We start from the raw sequence: 11,661 nt of genomic DNA on the forward strand, positions 1-11,661 counted from the left end.
CAAAATAAAATAAATTTTTTGGAGTGTAAGATGAAAAGAATCGTTGAAGGGTATGAATTAAGTTATATTAGAAAAATGGGAAATTTCAACAATCATGAGACAGAGAACGAATTAATAGTTCTTTTGCCAGTTGGATGTTATTGGGCTAAGAAAAATGGTGGATGCTCATATTGTGGTTATCAAAAAGTTGTAGACGATATGCTTGGAAATTATGAATCTATGACATATCAGGAGATATTAAAGTACGAATTGGACAAACAGACAGAAACTATTCATAGATTAAGCTTTTTTGTAGCTGGGTCATTTTTTGAAATTCCACGAGATGAAAGGATTGGTTTATTTGAGTATTTAAATAACTATCCCAAAATCAAAGAAGTATATATTGAAAGTAGACCTGAGTTAATTACAGAAGATAACATAAGAGAGTTAAAAAATGTACTAAACAATAAAGTTTTATCTGTAGCTATTGGGTTGGAAACTTCCGATGAAAAAATAAGAAATGAGGTACATAATAAAGGTGTATCAAATGAATTGTTTGTAAAAGCAATGGAAATTTTAAAGCGAGAGGAAGTCAATTCATTAATATATGTCTTTGTTAAGCCACCGGTTAAAAACATTACTGATGAAGAAGCTCTTACTGAAGCTTACAATACAGTAAAATATAGTTTTGATAATGGTGCAACTGCAGTAGAACTTGAATGTGGATATATAGTAGAAAACTCCAAAATGTATGATTTATATATGGAGGGAAAATATAAAACGTTAAGTTTATGGACAATAAGGGATTTATTATTAAAGTCGATAGAATTAAATCAGGGTAATGTTAGATTGGCATATTTCCATGATACTCCAGCACCTATAGATGTACCGAAAAATTGTCCTAAATGTAATGATGAATTTTTAAAGATGTTTGATGAATATAGGGCTACAAGTAGGGCTGAATTACTATTAAAAGAGATTGATTGTGAGTGTATGAAGGTTGGTTAAGTGTTATCATTAAATTAGATACAATTATGGGTAAGAAGTATGATAAACGATTTTATAATTACAGCGGTAAATGAAGAAACGGTAGACGCAGCAAAGCTATTAGTGGTAAAAGGGCTATCCGAATATTTTGATCAGTATGTTGAATGTATGAACCCAGATTTAGAGGATATTTTAGCCAGTTATATGACAATTAAAAATATATTTTTGATTGCATTAAATAATAATAAGGTAATAGGAACGGGTGCATTAATAGAGGAATCTAATTCTGTAGGCAGGATCGTAAGGATGTCAGTTGATGAAGAATATAGAAGAAAGGGTGTAGCAACAAAAATACTAAAAAGGTTACATATGATTGCAATCGAAAAAGGATATGCGAAGATTGTTTTAGAGACTACAAAGAATTGGTATGGTGCAAAAAAGTTTTACATTAATAATAACTACATAATAGAAAGAGAAGATGAGGAAAATATCTATTTTTTCAAGGAGGTTCAATAGTGAAATATAAACATTAATTACTGTAGCATATGTTCAGGCTTTTAAATCAATTATTGGGTGTGTCCCGATTATTATAGTAACAATTTGTCTAAAAAAAATGGAGTATATTCGAAACTATTTTAGGATTTTAGGTGATGTATTTAGGTGATGTATTTATTAATACAAGACTTGAAATCCTTTCACGATTTAGCTTTTTAATGTTTTCCGTAGTTAGTAAATAGTAAAATGTTAAATGAGCAAATTCAATAAATTACATAATTGAAATTGAGAGGGAATTGTAATGCTTAATTCGTATGCTGTACAGAAGAAAAATTATTTTTTATTTTCTATATCATTTGCTTTTAGAAATATAGCAATAGGTATATTTTTTTTGGTGTTTAATATATATATGATTGAATTGGAGTTTTCATCAGAATTTTTAGGATTATTCTTAGCAGCTGGAAACATATCCATGTGTGTAGGCAGTATTCCAGCTGGTATATTAGTCGATAAGATAAATAAGAAGACTTTATTAATAGTATCTACTATTACTGCAGGTTTTTTATTTTTACTGCAATCAATTATAGTTGATAAACAGTTATTAATATTAATATCTATTTTATATGGATGTTCATTTATTACACTTATGAATATAACAGGTCCGTATATTATGGAATTTAAAGAGTTTGAGAAAGAAAAGAATTTATTAATTTCTAACAGAGCGATAGCTCTTATTTCTATGACAGTTGGATCACTGTTAGGGGGATATTTAAGTAATGTTAAGATTTATTTTGTACATCAAGAATATAGAAGTGCATTAATAGTATCAGCCATTATTTACATGTTAGCGGCGATGCCATTGGCGTTTTTAAAAGATAATTACAAAACAGAAGACATTGATTATATCACCAAAAAGCAGAAAAGCAATACTACGTTAGTGAAGAAAAATTTAAAAAATATCATAATCTTTTCGAGCGTTTTTTTTTCCATAGGATTTGCAATTTTGTTATTGCCCTTTACAAATTTGTATTTTAAGAACAGATTCAATTTGTCAATAACAACACTATCGTATTTATTAGCAGTTATACAGGTTTCAATAAGTTTATGCGTTTATGCCATGTCGAAGCTAATAAAGAATATTAGTTCCAAAAAAAATATTATATGTTTATGCTTGTCAGTTATTATTTTGACTATAATACTATTATTAGTTTCGAATTTAATAATACAAGTAATATTATTTATTTTTATATCTTCATTATTTAATGTAATTTCCTCAGCGTTTTTAAACTACTCATTAGAGAATATAGATGGAGAAATTATGGGAACTACAACAGGTATAATTAATACTGCATATAATATGTCTGAATCTATAGGCATATTTACTGCCAGCATATTAGTTGGAGGTTATCATTTTAATTTTATATTTATATTGAGTATTGTATCAATGATAATAGCATTATTTTTCATATTTATTAGCAATAATAATAAAATAAGTAGGAGTAACATAGATGATAAAAATGAATTATTATAGAGAAGGGCAAGATGAATTATTTAGCTTATTAAATGATTACATAGATAAAACCCTTACAAAGATGATGCAAAGCGACTATGAAATAGAAAAGTGTAAAGAAATAAATAAAAAGGTTAATAAAGCTTTTGACGAATTGATAGATGCAATGCCTTATATAGGTGGAGGAGAAAATTTTTTAAGCGATAATATTGTAGAAGCAACAATTTATTTGGCTGTATATAAAGTGCTAAAAGAAGAGGGCATATCGGTTGAAAAAATAGGAAGAATTATTCATAAGGGATATATTGAAAATATTGAGTCAAATAATGAAGAAATTGATAGACTGAAGAATTGTGGAGAAATAATGTTTACGGACGAAAACAAGAAAGATTTAGAAGAAAGTGCTATAAGGTCTAAAGATAGAATGTATAAAGATGATTTTATAGTGGAATTTGTTGAAGGAGATGAAAAAAGTTATGATTTTGGTCTAAACACATTTCAATGCCCTGTATATAATTTTTTTAAAGAACAAGGTGCAGAGCAATTTACCAAGTATGTATGTGACATAGATTTTATACGAAGTAAATATCTAATGTCAGGATTAAAAAGGGACAGATGTCTATCCGAAGGAGATAATGTCTGCGAGTTTAGATGGAAGAGAAATAATCTTCCTAATAAAATAATTGAAATATAGTATCGAAGGATATATTAAATTTTTAAGGGGAGTGTGAAATAAACTCTGTAAAATAACTTTCTATGATAATTTCTAAGCACATATACCAATAAAAGCAAACAATAAATAAGCATATATGCTTAGAAACAGTATAATTTATGATTTATTGTATGTCAACTACCACACTTCTAGAAGGGTGGTAGTTTTTTGGACCGGACTATTTCAGACGTCCTTCAAACATAATTGAAAGTTCCCCATAGATCTTACCCCAATTTCTTAAAGGCATTGTCCATTTTTTAGTAGCTTCAAAAGTGGATAAATACAAAGCCTTGAGTAGAGCTATATCATTTGGAAATACACTTCTCTGTCGATTTAATCTACGGTAGGTACTGTTTAAACTTTCTATGGCATTTGTTGTGTAAATAACCTTTCTAACTTTGGTTGAAAACTTAAAAATTGGACTAATCACATCCCAATTATCATTAAATAATGCCAAAAAATCTCTATCCATATATGAAGAAATAAAGGATTTTATTAATATTGCGAGAGTACAAAATAATATTGGAAATATATATAGTGATTTTATTAGATATAAAAACGATAAAAAAGAGAGAGAGAAAAATTATAGTATAAGTGAGGAATATTTGCACAAATCATTGGAGTTCTATAATATAGAAAAATATCCCTATGAATTTGCGAGATCATATCAGAATCTTGGTAGTTTGAATTTGCTTATGATGTGTAATGATGATGATAAAGATAAGATATATTCATATTATATTAAAGCTGAAAAAAATTATGAGATGTGTAAGAAAGTTTTTGTTAAAGATAAATATGAAAATGAATATATAAATTTATATTATAATTTAATGACATTATATTTTCAGGAATTGAAAAGAATTGGTGATATGACTTTGCTATCTAAAATTATGGATAATAGTAAATTTATACTTGATATTTGCACTATTGAAAACCGACCTAAGATATATGTAGATACAAATAACATTATGGCAGATGCATATAAATTTGCAATCGAAACTTGTGAAATTACTAACGAAAGTGAAAAGATTGATTTTATTGAAGAGACAATTGCAAAGTACGAAATTGTATTAGGGTTTAGAGAGTTTATCATAAGTGATAAGTTAAATATGATTATTAACTGTAAATGTCAATCAAAAGGTTTACCACTTTTAATAAAATTAAGTTAGTTCGATGACATATCGCTCTGTGAATCTTCAGGAGGGCGTAGCCCTCCTGAAGATTCACAGAGCGGTGGCCGCAAAATTACCCCTTGCCAGAATGTTCAGCTCGGTAAGAATTTTCAGAATTCATGTTAAGGACATGAGACCTGAAAGTTAAGCGGTCAATTAATGCAGTTACCATGGTTTGGTTCTCAAACATTGATAGCCAATCCGAGAACTTCAAATTTGTTGAAGTGATAACACTTTGTCTTTCGGCTCTGTCAGCAATGACCTTGAACAATAATTCTGATTGGTGCCGATTGAATGTTAAGTAACTCAATTCATCAATAATCAGTAATTCAGCTTTTGAAAGCTGTTTTTCTAAACGAATTAGTTTTTTGTATTCCTGAGCTTCAATAAGTTCATTGGCTAAATTAGCAGCAGTGTAGAATTTAACATTAAATCCCTGCAAGCAGGCTTTTATGCCGAGGGCAATGGAAAGATGTGTTTTTCCGGTACCCGGATTACCAACCATCACAATGTTTTGGCGTTTCTTAATGAAATCGCAGCTAGCCAGTTCTTTGACAAATGGTTCTGATATATGCTCAAATCGGCTTGTATCAAGTTCATCTATGGCTTTTATGTAAGGGAAACCGGCAACCTTGATCTTTCTTTGCTGACTTTTTTCTGTGCGGGAATCATATTCAGTCTTTAAAATACTTAGTAAAAAGTCTTCATAACCCTGATTTTTATCAAGCTGTCGTATTACATCTTTGTATTGATTGAAAGTTGGTATTTTTAAGCGTTTAGAGTACATTTCTATGGATTGTTCCAAATTATTAGTCATTACTTAACCATCCCAAACTTTCTATCATATTTCGTTAAATCTGTTTCCAGAATTTCGATGTCTTGATTCAGGCAAATTACAGGTATTTCTACCGGCTCATTCAGGTAGGACATAACCATATCAACAGTTGGTATGATATGCGGTTGGATACTGCGTTTAATGGAAAGAATCTTATCTTCTCCATAATCAAGACACAGACGAAGCAATTTTACCATTTCCTTGTTGCCGCCCGGAAGGATTTTACCCCAATCGAGAAGCTCTTTAGTTATACTATCACGAACAGGTTTAGCATTAAAAACTGCACGGGATTTTCTCTCCAGTAAATCAATGTAATGTTCCAAACGGTATTGAGTATTGCCACTGCCGTATGAACGTTGATATGTTGCAATAAGACTGCCTTCATAAAGAACACATAAGTCATCCGCATAACCTTTTACCGTAACTTCTTTCCGAAGATATCTCGTAGGAACGGAGTAGTTGTTTTTATCATAACACACTGTTGAAAAATCATCTACTTTTGGATGAGCAGTTTTGCTTGTATCAAATCTGAATTTTGGTATAGCATTTAAATATTCTTTTTCAATGGCATAAAGTTCGGATACTGATTGATTCCTGCCTGCTACTTTATGGTTAGCCCGATAATTTAAACATGACTGCCATAATTGCTCATTCAAAGATTTTATATCAGCAACACGTGGAACAGGAACAAAAAAATTTCTTCTGGCATAACCAACAAGATTTTCTACTAAGCCCTTCTCGTTACCTTTAGCAGGATTGCAAAAATCTAAACTAAAGGCGTAATGAGCACTGTAAGATAAATATTTGTCCTGTGGTTTAGCATAAAGTCCAAACCCTTCTTTTACAGCGACTTTTGCATTGTCGAAGATGGCTCTGCGGGGTACACCACCAAAGAAATCAAATGCTCTTTGTTGTGCTTCTAAGAAGGTCTCTTGGTTTTGGGTGCGGTAGGCTTGAACTATTATATCACAACTGTCGCATAGTCTTGCACAAAACAGATTCAATTTGGTCTTTTTACAGTCAAGATAGACGGTAGCTTCGCCCCAATCATATTGGACTGCTTCGCCAGGATCATATGTTAATGGAATATCACTTTGAGGCGGTACAGCATGCTCAGCTCTAAGTCTGCGGACTGCATCTCTGATTGATGAATATGAACCTGTAAAATTTTGTTCGTTTACTAATCTGTTTTAAGGAATAAGCCCGTTGGCTTTCATATATGAAACAATTTGAAATGTTTCAAATGAGAAGGATAAAAGCAGTAGCAGAGCAATTATATGAGAAGAAAGGTGGATTTAAAAGATGGGAATTAGTTAGAATTTCCGGAATACGAAAAGATTATGAAAATAAATTAAATGCATTTATTGATGAAATAGTAGTTGTATACAATTGTTAAATACTATAGATTTTTTACTGCAGTAAATAGGCAGTATTTTTTGTTAGCCTTTTATTGTAAATTATGGTAAAATATTATCATGGTTTGAAGTATCTTATTGCATTACAAATGGAGCTGAAAAAAGGCGATAAAAATATTTAATATTAATAAGATATTGGATAGTCCCAAGAAAGTCTGAGGAGATAAAAATTATGGAAATGGAAACAAGAGATTTATCATCAATTGAAATAAGAAGTCTGATGTTAGATACTTTAGCTTATGATGGAGATGATATTGATGCTGAGGGTAAGACTTTTAAATCATATGGATATCAAGGAACACAATCTGACTTATACCGACTAATGGAAGGATTGGCAATAAAAAGAGGTCTTTTAAAATTGGATATTCCATTACGTGGTTCAGCATGGAGTGGGGATGGTATTATACTTTATCCACAAAGTACGACTAATTTTAGTTTCAGCGATATTCAAAATATATATGAACAGTTCCATTTACTGCTTAATCAAGGAATTATAGCACCCGGAGCAGTAGGAAATTATGGTCAGAATTTGCCTGATTTTCATGTTACTAAATATGGGCTTAGATGTTTAGAAGAGCATGAGATTTTGCCGTATGATGTAGATGGTTATCTTAGAAGGATTAATAGTATACCTAGCATTTCTAAATGGGTTGAATTTTATATCAAAGAGGCATTACAGTGTTATAACGCTAATTGTATGGAAGCAGCAGTAATTATGTTGGGGCTGTCTAGTGAGAAAATATTAGATGAACAAATAGATGCGTTATTAAGGTATTTATATAGGAATTATACTGATGAATTCTCTCTAATGCAGACCGAAGTGTCTAACATTAGATTTGCTTCTGCTAAATTTAATTGTTATAAGAAGTATTTTGACATGATAAAAAACAATATATCGGATCAGACATTTAAAGATATGTTGCCATTGGTGGATAGAGTATCTTTTCAGGCGTATGCAAACTTTACTAGGATAACACGAAATGGATTGGCACATCCATCGGATACAAAAATGGAACGTATTGAAGTTCTTATGATTTTTATTTCGTTTATAAAGTATTGCCAGACACAGTATGGATTTATAAATTATTACATCAACAATTAAATTAAGATATAAATTTTAGATAATATTATAAAATATTTTGGGGGTAATATGCTACAAATAATAAAAGGTAACCCAGATAGAGTTATTGTAATACTTTCAATAGTTATCCCGATTTTAATAGCGTTAATGCAAACTATGTATAGGTCATTAAAAATTAGAGAAAAAATAAATAATAACATACGTCAGGGTATTCTTTATAGATCGAATAATAAGATCGAGGAAGCAAGAAAAGAATTTAATAAAGTTTTTGAATACGAGAATAAGAAAATATTTAAGGGATTAGTAATTAATGCAAAGATTAATTTTTATGAAACATATAACCATGATATGATAAATAGAGAGAAAAGTTTAGAATATGCAAGGGTTCACGAAGAAGAGCTGATAAAAAAATTACCAAATTACCAAGCCAGAAAAAGTTTGCTTTTTTCTAAATATAAATATCAATATGCAATTCTATGTAGTAATTTAGGATTTGTTTATAACGAATTGGCATTAATTCGAGATGCTAAGAGCAATTATGGGAGTTCTAAAAAGTATTCATTGCAAGCAATTGATACATATAAAAAAATTAATAGAGTAAATAGCTACTATTTTAGTACATATGGTACAGTCTATAGTAATTTATCTATAACATATAGAGGGTTAGCTAATATGAATAAGAATAGTATGACTTTGCAATTATCATTAAATAACGCCGAAAAATCTCTATCTATATATGAAGAAATGAAGGATTTTATTAATATTGCGAGAGTACAAAATAATATTGGAAACATATATAGTGATTTTATTAGATATAAAAACGATAAAAATGAGAGAGAAAAAAATTATAGTAATAGTGAGAAATATTTGCATAAATCATTGGAGTTCTATAATATAGAGAAATATCCCTATGAATTTGCAAGATCATATCAGAATCTTGGTAGTTTGAATTTACTTATGATGTGTAATGATGATGACAAAGATAAGATATATTCATATTATATTAAATCTGAAAAAAATTATGAGATGTGTAAAAAAGTTTTCGTTAAGGATAAATATGAAAATGAATATATAAATTTATATTATAATTTAATGTCATTATATTTTAATGCATTGAAAAGAATTGGTGATATGAATTTGCTATCTAAAATTATGGATACTGGTAAATTTATACTTGATATTTGTACTATTGAAAACAGACCTAAGATATATGTAGATACAAATAACATTATAGCGGATGCTTATAAATTTACAATTGAAACTTGTGAATTTACCAACGAAAGTGAAAAGATTGATTTTATAGAAGAGACAATTGCTAAATACGAAATTGTATTAGGGTTTAGAGAGTTTAGCATAAGTGATAAGGCAAATTTGATTATTAACATTACAAGATTAAATATGACATTATTAGATATGACAGGCTTAATTATATATGAAGAAAAGTGTAATTATTATTGTAAAGAACTAAATGAAATACTAAAAGTACACCCTGAAGTTTTGAATGATATAGAAGACTTTATGCAGAATGGTTACTAAACGCTAAGGGTAAACCCGATAAAGCCGTGGACGTAAAACATAGGAGGCTAAGGTGCTAAATGTGTTATGATAGTCTGGCTGCTGAAAATCAGATGAAGTTGCCATCCATAATCAGAGAACATACTTTTTATAATGAATAAATTATAAATTTATCGTGTGTCACTCATCTGTATCGTTTTCGTTTTTTATATTGATTTAAATTCAATAATAGTACATGAAAGAGGGAAAAAATGGACGTGTTTGATTGCAAGCAATACCGAATTCACAAATATTACAAAGTCTATTTAAGTGTTACTAATTATTGATTGCACACAAATAAAAGCTTTAGATTTACAAGCACGTCAGTATAAATATGTTGATGCGTTATATAATTCTGTAATCCTTAATATAAAAGATGTTGTTTTTATCATAGACACAAACTATGGTTACAAGAAGTCTCCGCAGATTTTTCTAAATAAAAGCAATTACAAAAATAGAATTACCTTTTGTAAGTAACTAGAATAAGAAAGAAATATCAAGATACGATAAAGGACAATATTTCTAAGGATATGCAATATAGCAGGATTATATTTTAATATGGAAATAAAGTACAATATGAACAATATAAAAATTGAGAAATAACATATAAAATTGTCTGCTTATGAAATTAGGTAGTCTTTTTTTATTCATAACATAATTATGTTATATATATTAATTTTTTGGATTAATATTCTACTGATCATATAAAATTTAAAATAGTTATATTGACAACAGAACATATTTTCTATACAATATATAGTAAGTAAGATTAGTAATTATAAAATAAACAACAATATATAGTGTGAATGCAATTTGTAGAAAATTATGAGTACACTTGGATGTATGCTTATTTTGTGAATATTAATAATTAACTTATGAAAAAACATACATTAATGAATAAGAGGGAGAAGTATATGAAAAGAACAGAATTAAACAAAATAAGAAAAAGTCTATCAGCCGATAATTTAGGACAAATTGTTTTTTCAAATTTTTTAAATAATTATGATCGACAAATAGTTATTAATAAAATGATGAATGAAGCAGTAGGAGATACTGAGCTTCGACATGCTTTGGAAAATACTTTTGAATTTAATACAGCTGATTATAGTAATGGAATTGGTGGGTGTCCAGAATATGATAATTTGGAGTATGACGATATTGCAGAAGGTTATAATACAACTCTTGTTATTGATCTGGTTAATTTTACAGCAAGATCATTACACTCTAAAAATGATATTGATAAACTAAAAGAATTGGCAATTCTAAAGAAGAAATTTATAAACAGTTGTGCGGTTGCAGTGGGAATGTTTAACGGTCATATTCATGATATAACAGGTGATGGAATAATGGCATTTTTTAATGTTGGAGAAAGGCATGAACAAATAAATGAAGCTATGCTTGCAGCTATATTTATGATTTATGCCGTTAAAGAAATACTAAATCCTTCATTAAAAGATGAAAACCCAAGCCATAGGGATATACAAGTAAGAGTTGGTGTTGATACTGGTAGTGTAATCTGGACGAAAATGGGTAGTATTAAACACTTGAATTCGTGTGAAGTGAAAGCTGTAGGTTTTAGTGTTGATAGTGCGGCAAAATTATCTTCAGGGAATTCATGGGAATTAAAAATCGGAGAAGACCTTTATAACCAAGGTAAAGAAAAATTTAAAGAATTAACATCAAAATATGATGATTATAAAAGGACAATTGATGGACTTGAAATTATATATAAGAGATATTATTTTGATTGGGAGAAATATGTTAGATCTCATGACAATAATATAGGAGAGGTTATAAAAAGCAGGCTACCTCTATTAGGATATGGAGAGACAGTCTTTTCTCAGGCTGCTATGACTTTAAAAAGTATTGATAAACTGTCAAAACCTAATAATCATGAGAAAATATTTGGTTAAATTAGGAA

General features: G+C 29.3%; 11 protein-coding genes and 2 pseudogenes. 9 read left to right on the top strand and 4 right to left on the bottom strand.

The annotated features are described in order from the left end of the window. Positions 1-30 precede the first annotated feature (30 nt). From HZF24_RS01480 to HZF24_RS01495, 4 genes are all read left to right on the top strand, one after another. Positions 31-987 carry a radical SAM protein gene (locus HZF24_RS01480; RefSeq protein ID WP_179236483.1) on the top strand — a complete coding sequence of 319 codons (957 nt, stop codon included), beginning with the start codon at positions 31-33 and terminating at the stop codon, positions 985-987. Between the two features lie 39 nt (positions 988-1,026). Further along, positions 1,027-1,482 carry a GNAT family N-acetyltransferase gene (locus HZF24_RS01485; RefSeq protein WP_179236484.1) on the top strand — a complete coding sequence of 152 codons (456 nt, stop codon included), beginning with the start codon at positions 1,027-1,029 and terminating at the stop codon, positions 1,480-1,482. 280 nt (positions 1,483-1,762) lie between these two features. Further along, entirely contained in the window at positions 1,763-2,992 is a 1,230-nt protein-coding gene (locus HZF24_RS01490) for an MFS transporter (protein WP_179236485.1), read from the top strand. Beyond that, positions 2,970-3,665 (top strand): L-2-amino-thiazoline-4-carboxylic acid hydrolase, encoded by a 696-nt coding sequence (locus HZF24_RS01495; RefSeq protein WP_179236486.1) that lies wholly within the window; start codon positions 2,970-2,972, stop codon positions 3,663-3,665. The genes HZF24_RS01490 and HZF24_RS01495 overlap by 23 nt, the downstream gene beginning before the upstream one ends. A gap of 196 nt (positions 3,666-3,861) precedes the next feature. Here the strand turns inward: HZF24_RS01495 and HZF24_RS01500 are convergent. Continuing rightward, positions 3,862-4,131 (bottom strand): annotated as a pseudogene (locus HZF24_RS01500) (transposase); the annotation flags it as partial. Here HZF24_RS01500 and HZF24_RS01505 point away from each other — a divergent pair. Next, positions 4,082-4,852: a hypothetical protein gene (locus HZF24_RS01505; RefSeq protein ID WP_179236206.1), complete on the top strand. Its 771-nt coding sequence runs from the start codon at positions 4,082-4,084 to the stop codon at positions 4,850-4,852. The pseudogene HZF24_RS01500 and the gene HZF24_RS01505 overlap by 50 nt on opposite strands. A gap of 76 nt (positions 4,853-4,928) precedes the next feature. Here the strand turns inward: HZF24_RS01505 and istB are convergent, their stop codons facing one another. The 3 genes and pseudogenes from istB to istA all read right to left on the bottom strand — a co-directional run. After that, the gene (gene istB / locus HZF24_RS01510) at positions 4,929-5,672 is read right to left on the bottom strand and encodes an IS21-like element helper ATPase IstB (RefSeq protein ID WP_179236487.1); all 744 of its coding nucleotides are present in this window, start codon (positions 5,670-5,672) and stop codon (positions 4,929-4,931) included. Further along, positions 5,672-6,256, bottom strand: coding sequence for a Mu transposase domain-containing protein (locus tag HZF24_RS19410; RefSeq protein WP_407695742.1), 585 nt, complete (start codon positions 6,254-6,256; stop codon positions 5,672-5,674). The genes istB and HZF24_RS19410 overlap by 1 nt, the downstream gene beginning before the upstream one ends. Then, positions 6,236-6,859 (bottom strand): annotated as a pseudogene (gene istA, locus HZF24_RS19415) (IS21 family transposase); the annotation flags it as partial. The gene HZF24_RS19410 and the pseudogene istA, both read right to left, overlap by 21 nt. Positions 6,860-6,909: 50 nt before the next feature. Here istA and HZF24_RS01520 point away from each other — a divergent pair. The 4 genes from HZF24_RS01520 (at position 6,910) to HZF24_RS01535 (ending at position 11,653) form a co-directional block, all read left to right on the top strand. After that, a complete protein-coding gene (locus HZF24_RS01520; RefSeq protein WP_179236488.1) occupies positions 6,910-7,086 on the top strand; it encodes a hypothetical protein in 177 nt (58 codons plus the stop codon). Positions 7,087-7,277: 191 nt separating this feature from the next. Beyond that, complete coding sequence (locus HZF24_RS01525) at positions 7,278-8,207, top strand: hypothetical protein (protein WP_179236489.1); 930 nt, start codon at positions 7,278-7,280, stop codon at positions 8,205-8,207. Positions 8,208-8,255: 48 nt separating this feature from the next. Continuing rightward, positions 8,256-9,722, top strand: coding sequence for a hypothetical protein (locus HZF24_RS01530; protein WP_179236490.1), 1,467 nt, complete (start codon positions 8,256-8,258; stop codon positions 9,720-9,722). Positions 9,723-10,654: 932 nt separating this feature from the next. Further along, entirely contained in the window at positions 10,655-11,653 is a 999-nt protein-coding gene (locus HZF24_RS01535) for an adenylate/guanylate cyclase domain-containing protein (RefSeq protein ID WP_179236491.1), read from the top strand. Positions 11,654-11,661 lie beyond the last annotated feature (8 nt).

Source organism: Sedimentibacter hydroxybenzoicus DSM 7310, from assembly GCF_013403245.1.
Lineage (GTDB): Bacteria > Bacillota > Clostridia > Tissierellales > Sedimentibacteraceae > Sedimentibacter > Sedimentibacter hydroxybenzoicus.

Coding starts and splice junctions, on each gene's coding strand:
- HZF24_RS01490 (WP_179236485.1), top strand. CDS start 1,763: ATGCTTAATTCGTATGCTGTACAGAAGAAAAATTATTTTTTATTTTCT.
- HZF24_RS01525 (WP_179236489.1), top strand. CDS start 7,278: ATGGAAATGGAAACAAGAGATTTATCATCAATTGAAATAAGAAGTCTG.
- HZF24_RS01485 (WP_179236484.1), top strand. CDS start 1,027: ATGATAAACGATTTTATAATTACAGCGGTAAATGAAGAAACGGTAGAC.
- HZF24_RS01495 (WP_179236486.1), top strand. CDS start 2,970: ATGATAAAAATGAATTATTATAGAGAAGGGCAAGATGAATTATTTAGC.
- HZF24_RS01480 (WP_179236483.1), top strand. CDS start 31: ATGAAAAGAATCGTTGAAGGGTATGAATTAAGTTATATTAGAAAAATG.
- HZF24_RS01520 (WP_179236488.1), top strand. CDS start 6,910: ATGAAACAATTTGAAATGTTTCAAATGAGAAGGATAAAAGCAGTAGCA.
- HZF24_RS01530 (WP_179236490.1), top strand. CDS start 8,256: ATGCTACAAATAATAAAAGGTAACCCAGATAGAGTTATTGTAATACTT.
- istB (WP_179236487.1), bottom strand. CDS start 5,672: ATGACTAATAATTTGGAACAATCCATAGAAATGTACTCTAAACGCTTA.
- HZF24_RS01535 (WP_179236491.1), top strand. CDS start 10,655: ATGAAAAGAACAGAATTAAACAAAATAAGAAAAAGTCTATCAGCCGAT.